Origin of the sequence: Enterococcus sp. AZ063 (genome assembly GCF_051715045.1) — a bacterium.
In the GTDB taxonomy this organism is placed as follows: Bacteria; Bacillota; Bacilli; order Lactobacillales; family Enterococcaceae; genus Enterococcus_D; species Enterococcus_D casseliflavus.
Genome location: NZ_JBIOTA010000001.1, coordinates 3,055,601 through 3,078,034, shown reverse-complemented (window position 1 = coordinate 3,078,034; position 22,434 = coordinate 3,055,601). Strand labels below are relative to the sequence as shown.

Annotated in this window: 16 protein-coding genes; 13 read left to right on the top strand and 3 right to left on the bottom strand. The window is 43.5% G+C overall.

Annotation, left to right across the window (positions count from 1 at the left end):
• The first annotated feature begins 262 nt into the window (after positions 1–262).
• The 6 genes from licT (at position 263) to IGK61_RS14440 (ending at position 9,268) form a co-directional block, all read left to right on the top strand.
• On the top strand, positions 263–1,093 hold the full coding sequence (gene licT, locus IGK61_RS14465) for a BglG family transcription antiterminator LicT (RefSeq protein WP_010749938.1): 831 nt from the start codon (positions 263–265) through the stop codon (positions 1,091–1,093).
• A 111-nt stretch (positions 1,094–1,204) separates the two neighbouring features.
• Positions 1,205–3,055: a beta-glucoside-specific PTS transporter subunit IIABC gene (locus IGK61_RS14460; RefSeq protein WP_074535430.1), complete on the top strand. Its 1,851-nt coding sequence runs from the start codon at positions 1,205–1,207 to the stop codon at positions 3,053–3,055.
• A 10-nt stretch (positions 3,056–3,065) separates the two neighbouring features.
• Complete coding sequence (locus IGK61_RS14455; protein ID WP_060791439.1) at positions 3,066–4,493, top strand: 6-phospho-beta-glucosidase; 1,428 nt, start codon at positions 3,066–3,068, stop codon at positions 4,491–4,493.
• 144 nt (positions 4,494–4,637) lie between these two features.
• Complete coding sequence (locus IGK61_RS14450) at positions 4,638–5,537, top strand: ROK family protein (RefSeq protein WP_074535431.1); 900 nt, start codon at positions 4,638–4,640, stop codon at positions 5,535–5,537.
• On the top strand, positions 5,534–7,804 hold the full coding sequence (gene yicI / locus IGK61_RS14445; RefSeq protein WP_074535432.1) for an alpha-xylosidase: 2,271 nt from the start codon (positions 5,534–5,536) through the stop codon (positions 7,802–7,804). The genes IGK61_RS14450 and yicI overlap by 4 nt, the downstream gene beginning before the upstream one ends.
• On the top strand, positions 7,805–9,268 hold the full coding sequence (locus IGK61_RS14440) for a glycoside hydrolase family 43 protein (RefSeq protein WP_074535433.1): 1,464 nt from the start codon (positions 7,805–7,807) through the stop codon (positions 9,266–9,268).
• A gap of 58 nt (positions 9,269–9,326) precedes the next feature.
• Here IGK61_RS14440 and IGK61_RS14435 read toward each other — a convergent pair whose 3' ends face one another.
• Both IGK61_RS14435 and IGK61_RS14430 read right to left on the bottom strand, forming a co-directional pair.
• Complete coding sequence (locus IGK61_RS14435; protein WP_060791435.1) at positions 9,327–11,123, bottom strand: sensor histidine kinase; 1,797 nt, start codon at positions 11,121–11,123, stop codon at positions 9,327–9,329.
• The gene (locus tag IGK61_RS14430) at positions 11,120–11,725 is read right to left on the bottom strand and encodes a YesL family protein (protein WP_060791434.1); all 606 of its coding nucleotides are present in this window, start codon (positions 11,723–11,725) and stop codon (positions 11,120–11,122) included. Before IGK61_RS14430 ends, IGK61_RS14435 begins: the two co-directional genes overlap by 4 nt.
• Positions 11,726–11,959: 234 nt before the next feature.
• On the opposite strand from IGK61_RS14430, the gene IGK61_RS14425 reads away from it, so the two are divergent.
• The 6 genes from IGK61_RS14425 (at position 11,960) to IGK61_RS14400 (ending at position 18,697) form a co-directional block, all read left to right on the top strand.
• Entirely contained in the window at positions 11,960–12,901 is a 942-nt protein-coding gene (locus IGK61_RS14425) for an ABC transporter permease (RefSeq protein WP_005228459.1), read from the top strand.
• Between the two features lie 15 nt (positions 12,902–12,916).
• Positions 12,917–13,849 (top strand): carbohydrate ABC transporter permease, encoded by a 933-nt coding sequence (locus IGK61_RS14420; protein ID WP_005228460.1) that lies wholly within the window; start codon positions 12,917–12,919, stop codon positions 13,847–13,849.
• 21 nt (positions 13,850–13,870) lie between these two features.
• Positions 13,871–15,619 carry an ABC transporter solute-binding protein gene (locus tag IGK61_RS14415; RefSeq protein WP_016612762.1) on the top strand — a complete coding sequence of 583 codons (1,749 nt, stop codon included), beginning with the start codon at positions 13,871–13,873 and terminating at the stop codon, positions 15,617–15,619.
• Between the two features lie 138 nt (positions 15,620–15,757).
• On the top strand, positions 15,758–16,414 hold the full coding sequence (locus IGK61_RS14410) for an SGNH/GDSL hydrolase family protein (RefSeq protein ID WP_074535434.1): 657 nt from the start codon (positions 15,758–15,760) through the stop codon (positions 16,412–16,414).
• Positions 16,411–17,877, top strand: coding sequence for an alpha-L-fucosidase (locus tag IGK61_RS14405; protein ID WP_074535435.1), 1,467 nt, complete (start codon positions 16,411–16,413; stop codon positions 17,875–17,877). Before IGK61_RS14410 ends, IGK61_RS14405 begins: the two co-directional genes overlap by 4 nt.
• Before the next feature lie 10 nt (positions 17,878–17,887).
• The gene (locus IGK61_RS14400; RefSeq protein WP_074535436.1) at positions 17,888–18,697 is read left to right on the top strand and encodes an alpha/beta hydrolase; all 810 of its coding nucleotides are present in this window, start codon (positions 17,888–17,890) and stop codon (positions 18,695–18,697) included.
• An 82-nt stretch (positions 18,698–18,779) separates the two neighbouring features.
• Here IGK61_RS14400 and IGK61_RS14395 read toward each other — a convergent pair whose 3' ends face one another.
• A complete protein-coding gene (locus IGK61_RS14395) occupies positions 18,780–19,997 on the bottom strand; it encodes an amidohydrolase family protein (protein WP_438844955.1) in 1,218 nt (405 codons plus the stop codon).
• Between the two features lie 175 nt (positions 19,998–20,172).
• On the opposite strand from IGK61_RS14395, the gene IGK61_RS14390 reads away from it, so the two are divergent.
• Positions 20,173–22,323 (top strand): glycoside hydrolase family 65 protein, encoded by a 2,151-nt coding sequence (locus tag IGK61_RS14390; RefSeq protein ID WP_167826910.1) that lies wholly within the window; start codon positions 20,173–20,175, stop codon positions 22,321–22,323.
• Positions 22,324–22,434 lie beyond the last annotated feature (111 nt).

Below are 22,434 nucleotides of genomic sequence, written 5' to 3'. Positions count from 1 at the left end.
TTCGCATGGCGGCAGCAAGAGACAACACGTCTTTTTTTGTCGCCATTTTTTTGAATAATCTCGTCAGAAACTCATACAAGAAAATGCTTTAAAAAAGCTATTGACGTCGTTTTCATTTTGAAGTATAGTAAGTGCATCGGATCGTTACTGATAATGCAGGCGTGACCACAGGTATGAGATTTTCTCCATTCGTTTGTTTTGGAAAAAGATCATAGCTAGTTGGTGACGTTATTTTTTTGTTTTATTTTAGGAGGTGTTGACCATGGAAATCGTCAAAGTATTTAATAATAATGCTTCATTAGTCCTGAACGACAATCACCAAGAAGAAGTTGTGATGGGGAGTGGCATCGGCTTTGGTTTGAAGCCAGGCGACACTGTCGATCAAAAGAAAATAGAAAAGCGATTCATCATTAACGACCAAAAAAGCATTGCAGATTTGGAACAGCTGCTTAAACGGATTGAATATCGTGATCTGCAACTGGCCAGCGATATTTTAAAATTGTTTGAGGAAGCGTTTCAATGCGAAAGCAATCCTGCACTGCTAGTGGCACTTGCAGACCATATCGGTTTTGCTCTGACGAGGGCAAGAGAAGGGATGAAAATTCAAACACCCCTAGAATGGGAATTAAAGCAGGTGTACCCGAAAGAATATGAAATTGGTCTTCAAGCGGTTGAGCTGATGCAAAAGCGAACACATCTGAATATTCCGCAAGATGAGGCTGCTTTTATTACGCTGCATTTCGTGAATTTTTTAGGCGATAACAACGGAATGGAAGAAACAATGCTGATTTCCAAAGTCATGAAAGATATTTTGACGATCATCAATTATCATTATGGCAAAGAATTCAGACAAGACTCTATTTATTTTTCCCGATTCATCACTCACATTCGCTACTTTGTTAAACGACAGATGAGCAATGAGCTACCAGCTCAACCAGCGTCTAGTTTATTAGATGTGATTCAACTGAAATATCCGTTGGATTATGAGTGTGCTATGAAAATCAAGCAATTTCTGGAAAATAGGTATCAGTGGGAAATCACTGAAGATGAAGTGTTGTATTTAACCTTACATTTAAATCGATTGGCATCTTAACGGATCGTTACTGGTAAAGCAGGCGTGACCTAGAGTGAGCACTCAAACGAGTCTTTTGTTTGAGGTGTCTTCTAGATCACGCTTTTTATTATACGCAAAAGGAGAATAATTATGAAATTTGAAAACGAAAGTGCCGCGATCATTCGCTTGATCGGTGGTGAAAAAAATATCGACAGCTTGGTTCATTGTGCAACGAGATTGCGTTTTGGCTTAAAGGATGACACCAAGGCCAATAAAGGGGAACTTCAAAAACTGCCCTATGTGATGTCTGTTGTACAAAGCGGAGGACAATATCAAGTCGTAATCGGCAGCAATGTATCAGATTATTATGCGACGATCTCAGCTATGGCTGGGTTATCAGATCAAGAAACAGGTTCTTCGAAAAAAACAGGTTTTAATTTGAACGCCGTATTTGAAATTATCTCAGGTGCTTTTTCTCCTTTAATTCCTGCTCTAGCAGGTTCGGGGATGCTAAAAGCACTGCTGACGGTTTTGACCCAATTTAATTGGTTATCAGCAGAATCTTCTACTTATGTCATTTTGAGTGCCGCGAGTAATGCAATATTTTATTTTTTACCGATTTTCTTAGGGATCACGTTGTCGAAAAGATTAGGTGCCAACATGTACGTTGGCGGTGTGATTGGTGCAGCATTGTTGGAACCTCAGTTTACTGGGTTGATTGGCGTGGAAAATACAAATTTCTTGGGGATACCAGTTCAAGCCGTGGACTATGCCACAACCCTATTTCCGATTTTTGCGGCTATTTTCATTTATCAATTTGTAGATAAATTTTTGAAAAAGATTATTTATAAAGACATTCAATTGTTTGCCGTACCAATGCTTAGTTTGATGATCATGATTCCATTGACCGTTATCCTTTTTGGTCCATTCGGCACCTTTTTCGGGGATCTTTTATCAGGAAGTGTAATGTGGTTATTTGAAAAAAGCCGGATCCTTTCAGGCATCGTTTTAGGCGGCGGGATGACCTTCATGGTTATGTTTGGTTTGCACTGGGGCTTTACACCTGTAACGTTAGATAATCTGACAAGATTAGGTGGAGACCCTATTGAAGGAATGGCATTGGCCGCTGTTTTTGCTCAAATCGGGATTGCAGTTGGCTTCTTCTTACGAGCGAAAAAACATTCGAAAATGCGTGCTTTGGCAGGCCCAGTGGCCTTGACTGGCTTCTTTGCCGGTGTGACAGAGCCCATCGTCTATGGGATTATTCTTCGTTACAAAAGACTTTTGCCGATCGTAGCTATTTCCGGTGGTTTAGGCGGAGCGGTGTTAGGCGCTTTTGGTGTGACGATGAATGCGTATGTTTTCCATAATATTTTTTCCTTGCCTGTTTACAGTCCTTTGGTGGGTTATCTGATCGGAATTACCGTTTCATTGTTGTCAGGTGCTTTACTGGCTTATTTCTTCGGCGTGAAGGAAAGTGAACTAACAGAATTTGAAGCAGAGCCTGAATCAGAGGTAGAAAGTATCTTAACCAATGCAGCAACTCCGATTTATTCACCGGTAAAAGGACAAGTGATGCCTTTAGCAGAAGTGGAAGACGATGTGTTCGCCAGCGGGATCGCTGGACAAGGAATTGCGGTCATCCCCGATGAAGGAATCATTCGGGCACCTTTTGCGGGCACTGTTGTTGCTGTTTTCCCTTCTAAGCATGCGATTGGTATTAAATCTGATCAAGGGGTTGAATTATTGATCCATGTCGGATTGAATACCGTGAATCTAAATGGTGAGTTTTTTGATGTTAACGTCGAAAATGGTGCGACAATTGCACGAGGAGATCGTTTGTTGACCTTTGACCGGCAGGCGATTCTGAATAAAGGCTATCAATTATCGACACCCGTGATCGTTACAAATTGTGGACCAGATACAGTAATCGAGTACGAAACAACGGCCGGAACAATTGAAGCAGAAGGGATTCTGTTTACCGTAAACAACGAAGGATAGGAGTTTGAAAATGAAAGAAAACTTTTTATGGGGCGGTGCGATCTCCGCTCATCAAGTGGAAGGTGCTTGGCAAGAAGGCGGGAAAGGGATCAGTATTGCCGATGTGATGACAGCAGGAACGAAAGATCGGCCTCGGAAAATTACCAACACAATCTTGCCTGAGGAATATTACCCGAATCATGAAGGCATTGATTTTTACCATCGTTACCCGGAAGATATCAAACTTTTTGCGGAAATGGGTTTCAAAGCTTTGCGAATCAGTATCGCATGGACACGAATTTTTCCTTTAGGAGATGAACAACTACCGAACGAAGAAGGGCTGTATTTTTACGATCAGGTCTTTGACGAGATGCAAAAATATGGAATAGAACCTGTTGTGACGTTGTCTCATTTCGAGATGCCCTATCATTTAGTTGAAACCTATGGGGCTTGGCGCAACAGAAAGATGATCGGATTTTTTGAACGTTTTGCGCAAACTGTAATGGAACGCTACAAAGAAAAAGTGCGGTATTGGCTAACATTTAACGAGATCAACAATCAGCGGATCATCGATAATCCAATTTACAGTTTTACCAATTCTGGTGTGATCTTTGACGAGGATGAGGAGAAACTAGCAGGCATGTACCAAGCCGCTCACTATCAGTTTGTTGCTTCAGCTCGGGTCGTCACAGCTGCGAAAAAAATCAATCCTGAGTTTCAAATTGGCTGCTGTTTAGCTGCCACACCTAATTACCCGCTGACTTCTGATCCTCGTGATCAATTGTTAGCACAACAAGAAGATAATAATCAACTCTATTTCACAGATGTACATGTCCGTGGACACTACCCAAAAAGAATACTCAATGAATGGCAGAAAAAAGGGTACACGATCGATGTGACAGAAGCCGATCTTGATGATTTGGCAAACGGCACCGTTGATTATATCGGTATTACTTATTATTTAAGCAATACAGTATCTACCCGCTCAGATGCAAACTATCTACATGATCCTTTGTTGGGCAGCAGTGTGCTAACAACGAATCCTTATGCAACGATGACGGAATGGGGCTGGACGATTGACCACATGGGATTGCGCTATATGCTGAATCTCTTGCAGGACCGTTATGAACTGCCGATTTTTATTGTGGAAAATGGCTTTGGTTTTAATGACCAAATGACAGAAACCGGCATTCATGATCCCGAACGGATTGACTATTTAGCTGAACACATCAAACAAATGATGCTTGCCATCGAGGAAGACGGCATTGATGTGATTGGGTATACAGCATGGGGCTGTATTGATCTCATCTCATTTACTACAGGTGAAATGCGAAAAAGATATGGGTTCATCTATGTAGACCGTGACAATGAAGGGAATGGTTCGTTTGATCGAATCAAGAAAGATTCTTTTGATTGGTATAAGGAAGTCATTGCTTCAAATGGAGCAATGCTGAAATAAAAAAGAAGTATCCTATTGCCTATCGGAGACAGAAAAAAGCTAATTTTTATAGTAAGAAAGTCTATTCTAAGAAGTAGGCTTTCTTTTTTTTCTTTTATATAATTTAAATGAAACTGTAAGCGCTTTTCGAACGGAGGAGGAGAAATGACAGATGTACGCCTGTGCTTTGATGTAGGGGGGACCTATATCAAATTCGGGGTTTTTACCGAGAAGAATCAATGGCTGGACCGAGGCAAAATCAAAACCCCGAGTAATACGCGGGATGAATTTTTTGCTGCCTTAGCTGCCAAAATAAAAGAAGTCGAGCAAGTGCATATCATCGAAGGGATCGGGCTGAGTTTTCCTGGTTTCATTGATTCAGTCAATGGCCGAGCGATCATGGCGGGGGCGTTGGCTCCTTTACACGGCTGTGCTGTCGTACAAGAGCTGCAGCAGCGTTTAACCAAGTCTTATCCGATCTGGATCGAAAATGATGCGAAATGTGCTGCTTTAGCAGAACTTTCTACCGGCAATGCTGCTGACGTACAAGATTTTGTCATGATCACATTAGGCACCGGTATTGGTGGCGCGCTCGTTCATCAGCGCCAGTTGATTCACGGCAATGGGTTTCGGGCAGGAGAATTCGGAATGATGATCACTGATTTTCAAGCATCTTCTTTTGCGACCCTCCATGATCTAGCTTCAACGAGAGGACTGATTGCTGCCTATCGGCGGGCAAAAGCGATTCCTGAATCAGAGGAGATTTTAGGTGAAACCATCATGCAGCAGTGGTCGAGTGATCCTGAAACGCAGGAGATCCTGAAACAGTGGGCACGTTATGGCGCACTTGCGATTTACAACCTAGCTGTCACGATGAATCCCAAAAAAATACTGATCGGCGGCGGCATCAGCCAACACCCTGATCTATTAGCTATAATCAAACAAGCAATCAATGAGAACCCCCATTGGCCAGATTTCCAAGTGCCGATCGAGACTTGTCGTTACTATAATGATTCTGGTCTGTTAGGGGCGTTGACATTGATCCAACAAGGAGGAAAAAAATGAAATTTTCAGATGGCGGTTGGTTATTTCGTGAAGGATTTGATGTGAAATTTGCGGTGCATGTCTACGATGCCCGTAAAGAAGAAAACAAATTGGTTTTATATCTGCCTTATAGCTATGTCGGACATAAAGGGGCAACGCTGGATGGCGGATTGTTAACGATGGAAGTCACTACCCCTAGAAGCAATATCATTGGGATCACCCTCTATAACTATAAAGGGGTCCAAGCCAAAGCCCCCGATTTTGAATTGATGACAGAAGCGATCACTCCTGATATTTCAGAAGACGAGCAATCCTATGTTTTTCGCTCGGGAGACTTGCAAGTCGTAATCACCAAAGAGGAAAATGTGACAGCTTCGTTTTATTACAAAGAACAGCTGATTACCCAAAGCAAGCCTCGCAGCAAAGCTTTAGTGATCGATCCGCAAGCAAATACCCATATCAGCGAGCAGTTGACTCTGGATGTGGGAGAAACGATCTATGGTTTAGGGGAACGCTTTACTAATTTCGTGAAGAATGGCCAAAGTGTTGATATTTGGAATGCCGATGGGGGGACTGGTACAGAGCAAGCTTATAAAAATATTCCTTTTTATGTAAGTAATAAAGGGTATGGCGTCTTTGTCAATTCACCAGATCGGGTGCAATTCGAAGTGGGGAGTGAAAAAGTTTCGCGTGTTCAATTCAGCAATCCAGGACAATCGCTACAATACTTTGTGATTGCCGGCGATGAGCTGAAACAAGTGATCCAGCGCTACACTGATTTGACGGGAAAACCGTCGCTGCCGCCTGCATGGTCCTTTGGGTTATGGCTAAGTACCTCGTTCTTGACGGATTATGATGAACAAACCGTGACGTCTTTTGTAGACGGTATGGCAGAACGTGATATCCCTCTTGAGGTCTTTCATTTTGACTGCTTATGGATGAAAGAATACGAGTGGTGCAACTTCACGTGGGATGAACGAACTTTCCCAGAACCTGAAAAAATGCTGCAGCGCTTGAAAGCCAAAGGATTGAAAATCTGTGTCTGGATCAATCCTTACATTGGGCAAAAATCACCCTTGTTTGATGAAGGAATGACGAATGGCTACTTTTTGAAACGTGCCAATGGAGATGTCTGGCAATGGGACAAATGGCAAGCAGGTTTGGCGATCGTCGACTTCACCAACCCTGAAGCGGTCGCTTGGTACAACAGCAAGCTGCGTACCTTATTAGACATGGGGGTGGATTGCTTCAAAACGGATTTTGGTGAACGGATTCCCACCGATGCGGTGTACTATGATGGCTCTGATCCAGAAAAAATGCACAATTATTACGCCTATCTATACAATAAGGTCGTCTTTGACTTGCTGAAAGAAGTCAAGGGAGCAGAAGAAGCCATCGTTTTTGCGCGGGCAGCTTCGGTTGGTTCGCAACGTTTGCCTGTACACTGGGGCGGCGACAGTACCTCGGATTATCCATCGATGGCAGAGTCGCTGCGAGCCGGTCTATCCTTTGGATTAGGCGGCTTTGGGTATTGGAGCCACGATATCTCAGGGTTTGAAGCTGGCTCAACTCCAGACCTCTACAAGCGCTGGACACAATTTGGTCTGCTGTCTTCCCATAGCCGTTACCATGGCAGCTGGGAATACAAAGTGCCATGGGTCTATGACGACGAAGCCGTGGCGGTAGCTAAAGCCTTTACCAAGTTAAAACTGTCCTTGATGCCTTACTTGCAAGCCCAATCGGTGCTAACCGCTCAAACGGGGATTCCGATGATGCGGGCAATAGTCTTAGAGTTTCCTGAAGACGAGATGACCCATCATTTGGATCGCCAATACATGCTGGGGGAACACCTTTTAGTGGCGCCCATTTTTAATGATCAAGGAACAGTCTCCTTTTACGTACCGAAAACGAAGGGGCATTGGATCGACTATTTATCTGGCAAAGCATACGAGGGCGGACGCTGGTACCAAGAAACCTATGACTATTTCCACTTGCCACTGTTAGTCCGACCAAATCAAGTCATTATCGAAGGCCATGAACAAACCAAAGCAGTCTATGACTATGCCCAACATCCAACGATCCATCTTTTTGATCCGCAAGACAAGACCGCTGCCGCTATCTATGATCACCACGGTGAGTGGCTTGGCGAGGTGGCTGTCGAAAGAGTCGATCAAGAACTGATCGTCAAGCTGACTGGCATCCAGCAAGCATTCTTGCAGATACACACGACTGCTGGAAAAACGAGCCATGAGCTGACGGCTGACCAAACCACGATAAAGGAGTTTTAGATGCCCATGCGAACCATCACGAATCCAATTTTACCTGGATTTCATCCAGATCCCAGTATTTGCCGTGTCGGTGAAGACTTTTATCTGGTGACGAGTACTTTTGAATATTTTCCTGGATTACCAATCTATCACAGTAAAAACTTGGCAGACTGGCAGCTGATTGGCCATGGACTTTCGCGACCTGAGCAGTTGCAGCTACCGACGAAAAACCCCAATGCTTTTGGTCTGTATGCCCCAACCTTGCGTTTCATCAAGGACCGCTTTTACCTCGTTTGCACCAATGTTGGTGCAAACGAAGGAGGAGAAGGCAATTTTCTGATTTGGACGGATGACATCGCTGGTGAATGGTCTGACCCGATTTGGCTGGACACCCCTGGGATCGACCCAACAATTTTCGCAGATGACGATGGACAGACCTATTACTTAGGCACCCATAAGGAGATCTATCTGCGGACGATCGATTTGGCTTCTGGAGATCTAGGCCCGCGGCAAAATATTTGGACGGGCAGCGGAGCGGCTGATCCAGAAGGCCCCCACTTGTATAAAAAAGACGGTTATTACTACCTGTTGATCTCCGAAGGCGGAACGTCCTATGGGCATATGCTGACCATGGCCCGCAGCCGTTCCTTGACGGGACCCTATGAAGCATATCCCCACAATCCAGTGATGACCAATCGCAGTACGAATCTGCCACTGCAAGCCGCAGGGCATGCGGATCTCGTGCAAGATACTAAAGGCAACTGGTGGGCAGTTTGTCTAGCAGTACGCCCCATCAGCTATCCTTTGAGGCATTTGTTAGGGCGGGAAACATGCCTGCTACCGGTGGACTGGTCAAACCAATGGCCGGTGTTTGGCGAGGAAGGTCACTTGCCAGAAACCATTCAGGTAGACACAGCGGCGACACCAAAGGAAACACAAAAGAAGAGCAGCAAGCCTGATTACGTGACTTTATTCGAATGGGACTCTGCGTTGATTGAAGAAGAGCCACATGGCTTCTTGCTGCATCCTAATCAGACGGGTCTGTCTGATCAAGGCAAACTCGCCGCAGTGTTCCAACGGCAAACCGCCTTTGAGCAACAATTTCAGGCAACCTTTGATTGTCGGCAACTAACGGATGGACAAGCGGGATTGACGGTTTTCTTAAATGCCACCCATCACTATGAGGGCTACTTGGAAAAAACGGCGTCCAGTCAGCAGCTAGTTTTCCGTCGACAAATCGGTTCCCTATGGAAAGTGGAAAAGAAACTGCCTTATGCAGCAGATACAGTCACCTTGCAGCTGAGCGCCGATAAAGAAACTTATCGTTTTTCTGTTGTTGATGAGCAAGGACAAGCACAGCCTTTAGGTAGGGGAGAAACAAAATATCTGACTACTGAAGTTGGCGGTGTCTTTACTGGGATCATGGTAGGCTGCTATGCCAGCGCCTCTTCACCACAACAAACCGTTCATGTGCGGGATTTCTAATCAATCAAAAGCCCCTCTTCGATTTCTGAAACAGGAATCGAAGGGGGGCTTTACTGTTTTAGTGAGGAGAAAATGAATCTTGGCTTAGATCGTGGATCCGCAAGGTGACTTGTGTGCCGCTGCCCAGCACACTCTCGATCGTCAAGCCGTATTCAGGTCCATAAAACATTTTGACCCGATGATTGACGTTGGCTAGTCCAATGTTCTTTTTGGCATGGGTGGAGGGCGTCTTGATTTTTTGCTGCAAGTGTTCGAGTTTTTCTGGCGGTATCCCGCTGCCGTTGTCTTGTACCACGATCACCAGATCATGGCCGTCTTTGGTGATCGTCAAACGGACAAACCCTGGATAGGTGATGCCTTCCAAGCCATGGGAGATGGCATTTTCCACCAATGGTTGAATCAGGAGGGGCAATATTTGGACTTCTTTTTGGTCGATCTCATTGGAGACTGAATAGGAAAAGTTGACTCGATCGCCAAAGCGCATCCGCTGGATCTTGACATACACGTGAACCGCGTCTAAGGACTCTTCTAAACTCGTTCGCTTGGTTCCGTGGGCTTCTAGCGTATAGCGCATCGATTTTGCCAGTAACTTGATGGCATAAACGACGTCAGAATTGCCAGAAGTCATCGCCATCATGCGAATCGTTTCTAACGTATTGAACAAAAAGTGGGGATTGATCTGCCCCGCTAAGATATTAAATTCCATTTGCTGCTGCTGAGTCAATAGCTCTTGCTGTGCCAGACGCGAACGGTAGATCTCTTCTTCTTTTTTCTTGATTCGTTGAATGATCTTATGGAAATCAAGAGAAATCTGTGAAATCTCGTCTTCGCCGCTAATATTTTGAAAGAAATCATAATCCTCGATCGAGGCAAAGTAGACCGCCTGCTGCAGTTGAGAAATTCGTTTGGTAAAGAATCGAGCAAAGAGAAAGACGATGATGAAAGTAGTGATCAAAATCACCAAAACGATCGTGCTCCAACGGATCAGATTGGCGCGTAGATTACGATAGGCATTTGTATCCGCACTATAAATCGTGATGATATCTTCTTTGTTACTCATGGGTAAGGTGCTTTTGGTGAGCATCACCTTGGTACCATCATTTTTTAAAAAGGCAGCACTCGTTTGCGGCTCAGAAAGAGCTGTCAGCTGTCCCGGTTCCCCAACTTGATTGATTTTGTCACTATAAAAGATGACATCATCATTTAACTGTAATTCCAATTCATAGGATGAATTACGAAGTCGGTTACTGAGATAATTGTAATCGACTTGGATCTCCAAAACGGCTGTTTCTTTTGATAAAGGCAAAGGCAACGTCTTATAAAGACTCAAACGATTTGCTTTGTAATCCTCTGGCATCGTCATCAAAAAAGCATCGGGTTGCTTGAGAGCTCGTTGGTACCAGGCGGTCGCTTGAATCGTGTCATCTGCCTGTTGAAAATATTTATAGTTCGGAATGGTTTGATTCGTCGTATAGATAGTTAATTTCGCAATCGAGGTTTGAAGATTTCTGATCTCATCTAGTTGATCATAGCTATTGATGTCCACAATCGCTTCTTGGTCGTCAAGGTAATTGGCAGTTAAAAGTTGACGTAGATGGGTATCGTTTGATAAGGAACTCGCCGTGTTTGTCAGCGTGTTTGTTGTATCAAAAAGAACAGATTTGACACGCTGAGCATTCAACTCTGCCAAGTGTTGGTAATTGCCTGTCAGCTGTTTGGTTGAATCGTAGACCAATAAGAGACCTATAGTCACTGTGGATAAAAAAACAACAGGTAGATAAAGAATGAACAATTGTCGCCGAATGGAAAACTGACTCAGACGACGAAAAAGTGAGAGATGACTGATTCTTTTCATGCTTGTTGATTACGAAAGATAGAAAGCAACAGGAACGAACTACAATAAATAACAAAAGAAAAGCCAAAAATCAACAAGAGAAATTTAAACAACGGAAATAAAATAACAAAACAAAACGCAGCGATAGGAATAAGTGCGAGGGCTAACGAACGGATAGGGTCCGCGATCGGTAACAGAAACGCATTTTTTAGTGTTTGCCTAAAGCTGTTTTCATAACGTCCAATTAAGGCAAGGCAATAGACTAACACAATAAACAGATAAATAGCTGTAACAATTAGAACGAAAGCAAAAATACTGGCAAGAATGGTTTTTGAGGAAAACCAAAACAAGCTACTATACAGTAGTGCTACCATGGGGAGCCCAAGAAGGAGAAAACTACCGGTGGATTTCATAAAGTTTGCACGTAGCGCTCGCACATAGCCTACAATCAATTCACCACGCTCCTCATCCGCATAACGAATCGTCACTTCATAAAGGGCAGCTGTCGCAGCACCAATCGTAATAATTGGCAAACAGCTAATGATATATAGTAAATTTAACAATGTGAATTGTGAAAAAACGGTGGTTATTTTGTACAGTTGACCATCAGGATTGTACTTCATTTATATCCCTCCAAAATTGATATATTCCTATAGTACTCGCAAAAAACAAATTTTGAAAGCCTTGCCATTCGAGCGGTTTCTAGCGAAAACATTGATAGATCAACGTTCTTTATAAATAAAAGAAAAATGAAGTCTAAAATGTACGGATTGACCTCTATTTTTCACAGGTGGCAAATAAGCATTCAGGTGCTAGTATTAAAAATGTAAAAGCGGTTACAAAAAAGGGGGAGGAAAATGGAAAGTAAACTAAGCAGTGTCCCAAGAAAAAATAAGCGGGTGACACGAGAAGGGAAGATTTTGTTTTTATGTATCGTTCCCTTTCTGATTCTCGTGTTTTTGTTCTCTTATTTTCCTTTGCACGGATGGATTTATTCACTTTATGATTACAAACCAGCATTAGGTTTAGCGCGCAGCGAGTTCGTAGGCTTCAAATGGTTTCGACTTCTTGTCTCTAGTCCAACACAAGTGGATCAGATCGTACAAGTAATGAAAAACACCTTTGCCATGAGTTTTTTAGGGATCGCCACTTCGATCCTACCAGTAGGCTTCGCCATTTTACTGAACGAAATCAAGTGCAAATGGTTTAAAAATTTGGTCCAAACGCTGACCACGCTACCGAATTTTATCAGTTGGGTTTTGGTGTATACGATTGCCTTTAGCTTGTTTTCTTCAACAGGGCTGGTAAACACGTTGCTGCAAGAATGGGGCTTCGTTACCGATCCAGTCAAATTTTTGGATAGCGGCAATCATACGTGGCTGATGATGTGTCTTTGGAATATTTGGAAAGGCTTGGGCTGGGGTGCCATCATGTATCTTGCAGGCATTTCAGGAATTGACCCCGAATTGTATGAATCGGCACGAATCGATGGGGCGAATCGTTTCCACCTGATGCGTCATATCACACTACCTGCCTTGATGCCGACGTTCCTTGTGATGTTGATGCTGTCTATCGCCAACTTGCTGAACAACGGAATGGATCAGTACTTTGTCTTCCAAAACGCATTCAATCGAAACACGATCCAAGTCCTCGATTTGTATGTCTACAATTTAGGGATGGGCGGAAATAGTCTATCGCTAGCGACCGCGATCAGTATGCTAAAAAGTGTCATTTCTGTTGCCTTGTTAGCCATCGTCAATATTGCTTCGAAAAAAATTCGGGGGACATCCATTATTTAGAAGAGGAGGATATCAATGGAACTATCGATTAGTGAAAAGAAAAAGGCGAAAAAAGTACGCAAACGTGAAAACCTGACGTTTAGTATCCTCAATTATACCTTTTTCTTTTTGATTACGTTGATTTGCGCGTATCCCTTTTATTACTTGATCATTAATTCAATCAGTAATAATGAGTTGAGTGCGTTAGGCCAAATTCGCTTTTTTCCACAAGAGATCCATTTTGAAAACTATAGTCAAGTGTTACAGCTAAAAGGATTGCCTCTAGCCGCAACGGTTTCGGTGGCTAGAACGGTGATTGGTACCGCCGCGACTGTCTTAGCTTCAGCCTTCTTAGGCTTCATGTTTACCCAAGAAAAAATGTGGAAACGAAAATTTTGGTATCGCTTTGTCGTGATTACAATGTATTTCAATGCAGGGTTGATTCCATTATTCATCACGATGAAGACATTAGGTTTAACGAATAACTTTTGGGTCTATATTTTGCCGGCTGTCGTTCAGCCCTTTAATATCATCTTGGTGAAAACCTATATTGAGTCGATCCCCAAATCATTGCAAGAAGCAGCTGAAATGGATGGAGCTGGCATCATTCAAGTATTCTTTCGGGTAATTTTACCCAACTGTACACCGATTTTAGCAACAGTAGCGATTTTCTCGGCAGTGGGTCAATGGAATTCCTTCCAGGATACACTGATTTACATTACGGATCAAAGTCTCTACTCCTTGCAATACCTTCTTTATACGTATATCAATCAAGCCAATTCGTTGGCACAAATGGTCAAAAATACCTCGGGATCACTTTCCAGCATCGCTTCAGCAGCAACAACGCAGACGCCGACGTCGATCCGCATGACCGTTTCAGTCATTGTTGTTTTACCAATCATGTTCATTTATCCGCTATTCCAGAAGTATTTTGTCAAAGGAATTATGTTGGGTGCGGTGAAAGGTTAATAAAAAGAAAGAGGGAAGAAAATGAAAAAAATGTCGAAATATGTAACAACAGGTTTGTTAGGCATGACATTGCTAGGTAGTTTAGCCGGCTGTGGAGGAGCGGCTGACTCTGACACAGACGCTGCTTCCAGCGAAAGTGGCTACGATGAAACGATCACGATCGATGTCTATAATGGGCTAGCCAACTATATGGGGATGCAAGAAGGTTGGTTTGCCAAAATCGTGCGGGATAAATTCAATATGGAATTGAACATCATCGCACCAAACGTTGCTGGAAACGGAGACACTCTTTATCAAACAAGGACGGCAGCAGGTGATTTGGGCGATTTGATCATTGTTGATAATGGCCAACAATACAACGAATTGGTTGAAGCTGGTTTGTTGACCGATGCGAGCGAGTATTATGAAACTATGGAAAATGTTCAGCGCTTCGATGCGGCTGTTCAAAATCTAAACAAAGATGCCGATGGTCTATATGGCTTTCCAACTTCCGTTTCTACATTAAAAGCCACCGATCCTTCAGAAGGATTAGATCCTACATTTGGTGCTTATGTGCGTTGGGATCTTTATGGGGAGCAAGGATATCCAGAAATCGGTACATTGGAAGACCTGCTTCCTGTGATTCAAAAAATGCAAGAAGACAATCCAACAACAGATTCTGGGAAAAAAGTTTATGGGTTTTCTCTATTCAGCGATTGGGACGGCAACATGATGAATGCAGGCAAACAGCTGGTCACCTACTATGGGTACGATGAATCAGGATTTGTCTTGGCAAAAGCGGATGGTTCTGATTATCAAAGCATTCTCGATAGTGATTCTGAATATATTCGTGCACTTAAGTTTTATTTCCAAGCCAATCAAATGGGCTTAGTGGATCCAGAATCAACGACGCAAAATTACGATACACTTTTTGCCAAATTCCAAGAAGGACAAGTCTTATTCTCATGGTGGCCTTGGTTAGGTCAAGCGGCTTTTAATACGACTACGAACTTGAATGAAGGAAAAGGCTTTATGTTGGCACCGATTCAAGACCAAAAAATCTTCTCTTATGGTGCGGAAGTTTACGGTGGCAAACAATTTATCGGGATCGGTTCAAATGCCGAAGACCCAGAACGAATCGCAGCCTTTATTGACTGGCTCTACTCTTCAGAAGGCGTGTTAGCAAATTCTTCTCAAACAAGCGGTAGTAGTGGCCCTGAAGGCTTAACTTGGGAAATGAAAGATGGCGAGCCTGTCTTAACTGAGTTTGGGAAACAAGCGTTGCTAGATGGCGATGGGGATGTGCCAGAAGAATATGGTGGCGGAAGTTACAAAGATGGTGTATCCGCGCTAAACGTCAATACGGTATTACCGATCGATATCAATCCTGATACCGGCTTCCCATATGCTTATACGATGTGGGAAAGCTATCAAAATGAAACAACCGATCCTGTAAAAGAAGATTGGTCAAAAAATATGGGTGGTGCAGAATCGACCATTGGCTATTTAGAGGAGAACGACCAATTGTTAGTTGCCCCTGGTGCCAGCTATGTAGCGCCCGAAGATAGTTCAGAGATCTCTACGTTGCGGAACCAAGCCAAAGCGACAATCATCGAGTACTCTTGGCGAATGGTTTTTGCCAAAGATGAAGCAGAATTTGACCAATTGCTAAAAGAAATGCAAGAAACAGCAGACGGATTAGGCTATCAAACAGTGCTAGAATTTGACATGAATAATGCGAAAGATCAAAACGAAAAACGGGTAGAAGTAGCGAAAGAATTTGGGGACTAATCAAAAACAAAGAATCGCTCGAGTAATTTGCCAACGGTTCCTTGGCAAAAGTGAGTATACAGCCTTTGGATAAGCAATCACTTAAGAAGATTGATCCAGCACCAGCGGATCAGTCTTCTTTCTTTAAGGAGGAAAACAATGATAGTGGATAAAAAAGATCGTTTGCTTTTTATGGGGGATTCGATCACAGATAGCAATCGAAATTATCAAGCGATACCCGCAGGTTGGTCTTCATGGGGGGACGGCTATGTTCATCTGATCAACGCCTATACCACAGCATTACTCCCGCAAATGGAATTAATGATCGTCAACCGGGGTGTCAGTGGGGATACGGTTGTCGATTTGAAGAAGCGCTGGAAGGATGATGTGTTGGCATTTCATCCAGATTGGGTAACGATCATGATCGGTGTGAATGATGTGTGGCGGCATTTTGATGGAACCTTTGCTCAAACGGAACTAGTGGGGATCGAGAGATTTGAATCAGAGCTGCGTGATTTGATCGAGCAGACCTTGCCAAATGTCAAAGGGATGATTCTTTTGAGCCCGTTTATGGTTGAAGCCAACAAAGAAGATCCACTAAGAGAAATGCTTACCAACTACCAACACGTGCTTGCTAAAGTAGCGCAAGAGTATGGTATCCTTTTAGGAGATACGCAGGAAAAGTTTGATGATTTTTTGCTTTATCAGTCATCCTATGTCTTAAGCAGTGATCGTGTGCATCCGTCGACTGCAGGACATGTGTTGATTGCAAAAACATGGCTGGAAACAGTCGGTATTTTGGAGGAAAGACCATGATCACAGTAGAAACGATCCACCAAGTCGCGCATCAAGGCCCCTTTTTTCCAAATTGGCAGTCATTGGGCGCTTTTGTTCTACCGGAATGGTTCCGCAAAGCAAAATTTGGGGTCTTCATTCATTGGGGACTGTACAGTGTTCCAGCCTTTCACAATGAATGGTATTCAAGAAATATGTACATCAAAGGTCATCCAGAATACGATCACCATATTGAAACCTATGGTCCACAAAAAAACTTTGGCTACAAAGACTTTATTCCGATGTTTACCGCAGATAAATTTGATGCAAATGAATGGATTCGCTTGATCAAACAAGCCGGTGCCAACTATCTTTTTCCCGTTGCAGAACATCACGACGGGTTTCAGATGTATAAAAGCGAACTGTCTGAATGGAATGCGTCAGTTATGGGGCCGAAAAAAGATATTCTTGGGGAACTAAAAGAAGCAGCAGAGGAGCAAGGCCTGCATTTTTGTACCTCATCTCATCGTGCTGAACATTGGTTTTTTATGGGACACGGTAAGGATTTTGACAGTGATATCAAGGAACCGTTGGCAAAAGGCGACTTTTACTGGCCAGCGATGCGAGAGCCAGACCATGAAAGTCTCTTTAGCGAGCCATACCCGTCAAAAGAATTTTTAGATGATTGGCTGCTTAGAACCTGTGAACTCGTCGACAACTATCAACCAGAGCTGCTGTATTTTGATTGGTGGATCCAACATGAAGCCTTCAAGGAGCATTTGCAAGTTTTTGCTGCTTACTATTACAATCGTGGGGCTGAATGGGGCAAACAAGTTGGTATTTGCTACAAGCACGATGCCATGATGTTTGGTAGCGGTATCGTGGAGATTGAACGGGGGAAATTTGCCGAACCACAACCTTTTTACTGGCAAACAGACACAGCAATCGCTCGTAATTCATGGTGCTATACCACGACATTGGATTATAAAACAACACGTGAGATTTTACAGGATTTGATCGAAGTCGTCAGTAAAAACGGCAATCTCCTTTTGAATATCGGGCCGAAAGGGGATGGTTCGATCCCAGAAAAAGATCAAGCGATCTTAAAAGAAATCGGTGCGTGGCTGGATGTAAATGGTGAAGCCATTTATGAAGCGAAACCATGGCGCAAAGCAGGGGAAGGGCCCACGACCGTAGTTTCGGGCCAATTTCAAGAAGCACAGGCGACGACATACACGAGCCAGGATTTCCGCTTTACGGTTCAGGGGGATTCGTTGTATGCGATTGGCATGGCAAGTCCTGAGAATGGCTACGCAAGGATCCAAGCACTGGCACAATCCAAAGACCAAAATTTGCCAGAATTTCACGGCATCATCAAAACCGTCACGATTCTAGGATACGAAGAACAGCCTGTTGATTGGCAAGTGACCAATGAAGGCTTGCAACTAACTTTTGAACCAATTGAAACCGACCAACCAATTGTCTATAAAATTACAATGAAATGAGGCGCAACCCGTGATACATGAAAAAAGATCTGCACTTTTACCAGAAAGCCAAGCAAGTTTAACTACCTATGTCATCGAAAATTCTCCTGAAATGGAACCAGATCGTGTCCGACCAGCGGTCATCATCTGTCCTGGCGGCGGCTATGAAATGTTGTCGGATCGAGAAGCGGAACCTATCGCCATCAAAATGATGAGCTTTGGTTTCCAAGCCTTTGTGTTGCATTATAGTATCAAACCGGCTGTCTATCCGTTAGCCTTAAAGGAATTGGCTGCTGCCGTTCGTCTTGTCCGCACCAATCATGACACCTGGCACGTCGATCCTGAAAAAATCATCGTTGCTGGTTTTTCAGCTGGTGGCCATTTAGCTGCTAACTTGGGTGTGTCTTGGCAGCAACCTTTTCTAGCAGAGGCTTTACAAGGAACCAATGAAGAATGGCGGCCTAACGGGTTACTGTTGAGCTACCCAGTATTATCTAGTGGAGAACTTGGGCACCAAGATTCCTTCCGTTCATTATTAGCAGATCGTTACGAAACAGAAAAAGCCGCCTTGTCTTTAGAGACTTTAGTCAATGAACAGACACCACCAACGTTTCTTTGGCATACGTTAGAAGATGGATTAGTCTTGGCGGAAAACAGCCTCCTTTTTGCTGAACAGCTGCGCAAATTTAATATACCTTATGAGCTACACATTTTCCCTCGGGGCGGTCACGGGTTAAGTTTAGGAACGCCAGAAACCGCCAACAGCGATCAACACGGGATCGAAGCGTCGGTTGTCCGTTGGCCAGAATTATTTGCTGATTGGGTAAAATGGAATTTTTGAGAAACGTTTAATGATCGAAAGAAATAAGCCATTGTCTGCTGAGTTCAGACAATGGCTTTTCTTTTCGTTGTTATCAGATAGTTTATTCAGCTGAAAAGACAACCGTTCCTTGATAAAAACTTTTGCTGACGAAGCCTTTGCGGGCGACAAATTCTGCCGTACAAGCAGCTGGTGTCAGCAAGAAATCAGCCGAATCACCAACCTTAGGCCATTGCTGCGCACCGTTTTTATCTAATGGCACTTTGCCATCAGTAACCAGACCTAGGGCTTGCGTCAAGTCTTCCTGACTTTTGACAGCAAAAATCTCTAAATAGCGCGCCAGCTTTTCTTGTAAAGAACCGTCGCCAAGAGAAGACCAAGAATCATAGACATTGTCGCAACCGATATGAACAGCCACGCCATAGCTTTGCAATTCCTTCAGTGGCGGGATCGTTCTTAGGCTGATGGGAATACTTGAAATGATGTGGATCTCTAAATCTGCTAACGCTTGAAAGACTTCTTTGCGTTCTGCGCCTTCAAAGTCATTTAGACCAAAGGCGTGACTGATCGCTACTTTTCCTTGCATATTGAATTCCTTTGTCAAACGAATCATTTCTTTGACGGTCGCTCTGCCAGCTTCTTGCCGATCATGAAGATGGAGGTCAATACCGACATGCCCTTTTTGAGCAAGTTCAAAAGTTGTCCGTAAGGAAGTTTTATAATCTTGATCGAGTGTATAAGGATCAACACCGCCAATATAAGAAGCTTTGCCCGTTGCTAAGGCTTCTTCAATCAAAGAAGCTGCATTTGAGCGCAATAAGCCATGTTGTGGGAATAAGACCAACTCCGAGCCAAAAGGTTGTTCGGCGACTAATTCGGTAATCGCATCAAAATAGCGCAGCTGAGTCATTGGTTCAATATCGATATGTGAGCGGAACATCACCGCACCGTGAGGTAGTTCTAAATCAATCAGCGCTTGTCCGCGTTCTTTGATCGATAGTGGTAAGGCATCTAATTGAGGAATCTCAGTTTCAAATCGTTCCACCAAGCTAGCTGCCGGCGTTACTGGACGCCAAGAAGTACCTAATTTACTTTTGTCCAAATGACAATGTTTTTCGATCAATCCTGGCAACAATAACTGATTTTCCCCATCAATGATCGTCGCCTCACTTGATGCCTGCCATTCAGTCATCGGCACGATCTCCGCTATTTTTCCATCATTGATCCCAATTGCTGTATTTTCTGTTTTGGTTCCATAAGACCAGTCGCCTTCTTTTAAATAACTCGTCTCAAGTTGAACATTTGTAAGCCATAAATCCAAGAAATCGCCTTCTTTCGTGTTTGCTTCATGGTATCATACATTCGCTGCTCGGCTCTAAAGAGATGCTTGTGGCAAAAGGACTAAGAGCTGAGCCTTGCAATCATTGGCTAGAAGTGTAGGATAGAAACTAAGTGAAGATAACGAGGAATAAACCAAAAGACTTGGAGGATAAAGGATGAAGAAAAACGACTTTCTATTGACAGCTGATGAGCTGTCCCATCAGAAAATGGAGTATCTAGAAACATTGTTCGCTTTAGGAAATGGGCAAATCGGCGTCCGTGCAGGGCATCCTTTGAAGGTCAATCAACTGTATCCAGGAAATCCTGGGGCGTTTGTCAACGGCTTTTTTGACAGCGAGCCGATTCAGTATGGCGAATGGGCTTATGGGTATGCAAAAGAACATCAAACGATTTGCAAATTGCCAAACTTGCGTGGAGTTATTTTGAAAATCGGCGAGGAGGATTCTTCGGTTGAGGAATGGCAAGTCGAACGAACGCAAATGAGTCTTGCATTAGCTGACGGGATTCTGACGGAAAGTTATCGGATCACTACTCCGACCGGAAAGTCTTTTGAGTTGGGGTTAACTTCGTTTGCGTCAATGACGCGTAGTGAACTCTATGTTTGCCGCTATGAAGTGATAACAGCCGATTTTTCAGAACCGATCGAACTATCCCACACATTAAATCAGCAATTCTCTGTCAATAAAACAGATGATCCTCGAGTTGCCAGTAAGAATCATCAATTGGAAAAAGAACAACTGGGCGCATACCAAGTATGGACAGCACCAAATAGTCAAAAGCAAATCGCTATTCAGCTGCATCAAGAAAAGCAGTATTTGACAGTTGGTGAACCGTCAACTTCGATTTTTCAGGTCAAATTGCTGCAAAGGGTTGGGGAGACACCATTTCAGCAGAGAGTCGATGAGTTTTCTGTCTTATTAAAAGAACAAGCGGATTACTATCGATCTTTCTGGCAAGCCAGCGATATTCAAATCGTGGGGGATGACTATTTGCAAAAAGGGATCCGTTTCAATTTGTTTCATTTGAACCAAGGTGCAGGGCGTGATGGGAAAACGAATTTCGCCGCAAAAGGGCTGACGGGTGAAGGATATGAAGGACATTATTTTTGGGATACAGAAATGTATCTACTGCCTTTCTTCATTTATACGAACCCCGAGATAGCCAAAAGCTTGCTTTCCTATCGTGCAAGTATTTTGCCGCAAGCCAAAAAACGAGCAAAAGAATTGAATCAAGCTGGGGCATTGTTTGCTTGGCGTACGATTGACGGTAATGAAACGAGTGCCTATTATCCAGCAGGTACAGCACAACTGCATATCAATGCCGATATCGTTTATGGCTTTCAATTATATGAACGTATCACGGGTGATCAACCCTTTATTGAAGAAATTGGTAAAGAAGTCGTTTTTGAAACAGCGAAATTCTGGTTTCATTATGGCACGTTTGCTGTAAAAGAAGGACAAGAGCGGTTTTGTATTCATGGAGTGACAGGACCAGACGAATACAGCGCTTTGGTAAACAACAATTTTTATACAAACAAAATGGTACAAAATAACTTACGCTATGCGGTCGAATTGGCCAAACGATACCATGTCTATCAAGAATTGATTGCCGATTGGGAAAAAGCGGCTGACTTGATGTACTTCGGTTACGATGAAGAGCGGCAGCTAACGAAACAAGATGATTCCTTCTTAGATCAAGCGCTGTGGCCATTTGAGGAAACACCTGCTGAGAATTATCCGCTTCTGCTTCACTATCATCCAATGATCATTTATAAGTATCAAGTATGCAAGCAAGCAGATACTGTTTTAGCAGAGATGCTGTTTACCCATGAATTTTCAGCAGATCAATTAACAAGAGACTATGACTATTACGAGCAGGTGACGACCCATGACTCCTCGTTGTCTCGTTCCATCTTTAGTGTGATGGCTAGCCGAATCGGCGACACTGAAAAAGCGTATCGCTACTTCATGGATACCGCACTGATGGATCTCAATGATTTGCAAAAGAATGTTGTAGACGGTGTTCATGCTGCCAATATGGGCGGCAGCTGGTTGAGTTTGATTTATGGTTTTGCTGGTCTGACCTATGATCGCGGACTTCACTTGGCGAATCATTTGCCACAGAAAATCGAATCACTGACCTTCACGATCACTTATCAGCAAGAAGCAATCAGAGTGAAGCTTCAAGGGGGAGAAATCGAATGCCGGTTGCTGCCTGACAGCAAGTTGCGTATTGTCAAAGAGGGGCATGGACTTTGGATTCAGCAACACACCACGACTATCGATGCCTATCCGCAAGAAGACTGATCAATCGGATAGAACCAGAACCGCCGCAAGGATTTTCGCTTGCGGCGTTCTTTTTTTTGACTTATTTCATAAAACTTCTTGTAGAAATTTCCCTTAATGAAAGGGAAGATA

What these genes read in the sequence shown, in the direction of transcription:
- licT (WP_010749938.1), top strand. Translation starts at nt 263, where the DNA reads ATGGAAATCGTCAAAGTATTTAATAATAATGCTTCATTAGTCCTGAAC.
- IGK61_RS14430 (WP_060791434.1), bottom strand. Translation starts at nt 11,725, where the DNA reads ATGAAGTACAATCCTGATGGTCAACTGTACAAAATAACCACCGTTTTT.
- IGK61_RS14405 (WP_074535435.1), top strand. Translation starts at nt 16,411, where the DNA reads ATGATCACAGTAGAAACGATCCACCAAGTCGCGCATCAAGGCCCCTTT.
- IGK61_RS14455 (WP_060791439.1), top strand. Translation starts at nt 3,066, where the DNA reads ATGAAAGAAAACTTTTTATGGGGCGGTGCGATCTCCGCTCATCAAGTG.
- IGK61_RS14460 (WP_074535430.1), top strand. Translation starts at nt 1,205, where the DNA reads ATGAAATTTGAAAACGAAAGTGCCGCGATCATTCGCTTGATCGGTGGT.
- IGK61_RS14440 (WP_074535433.1), top strand. Translation starts at nt 7,805, where the DNA reads ATGCCCATGCGAACCATCACGAATCCAATTTTACCTGGATTTCATCCA.
- IGK61_RS14420 (WP_005228460.1), top strand. Translation starts at nt 12,917, where the DNA reads ATGGAACTATCGATTAGTGAAAAGAAAAAGGCGAAAAAAGTACGCAAA.
- IGK61_RS14425 (WP_005228459.1), top strand. Translation starts at nt 11,960, where the DNA reads ATGGAAAGTAAACTAAGCAGTGTCCCAAGAAAAAATAAGCGGGTGACA.
- yicI (WP_074535432.1), top strand. Translation starts at nt 5,534, where the DNA reads ATGAAATTTTCAGATGGCGGTTGGTTATTTCGTGAAGGATTTGATGTG.
- IGK61_RS14415 (WP_016612762.1), top strand. Translation starts at nt 13,871, where the DNA reads ATGAAAAAAATGTCGAAATATGTAACAACAGGTTTGTTAGGCATGACA.
- IGK61_RS14435 (WP_060791435.1), bottom strand. Translation starts at nt 11,123, where the DNA reads ATGAAAAGAATCAGTCATCTCTCACTTTTTCGTCGTCTGAGTCAGTTT.
- IGK61_RS14410 (WP_074535434.1), top strand. Translation starts at nt 15,758, where the DNA reads ATGATAGTGGATAAAAAAGATCGTTTGCTTTTTATGGGGGATTCGATC.
- IGK61_RS14450 (WP_074535431.1), top strand. Translation starts at nt 4,638, where the DNA reads ATGACAGATGTACGCCTGTGCTTTGATGTAGGGGGGACCTATATCAAA.
- IGK61_RS14390 (WP_167826910.1), top strand. Translation starts at nt 20,173, where the DNA reads ATGAAGAAAAACGACTTTCTATTGACAGCTGATGAGCTGTCCCATCAG.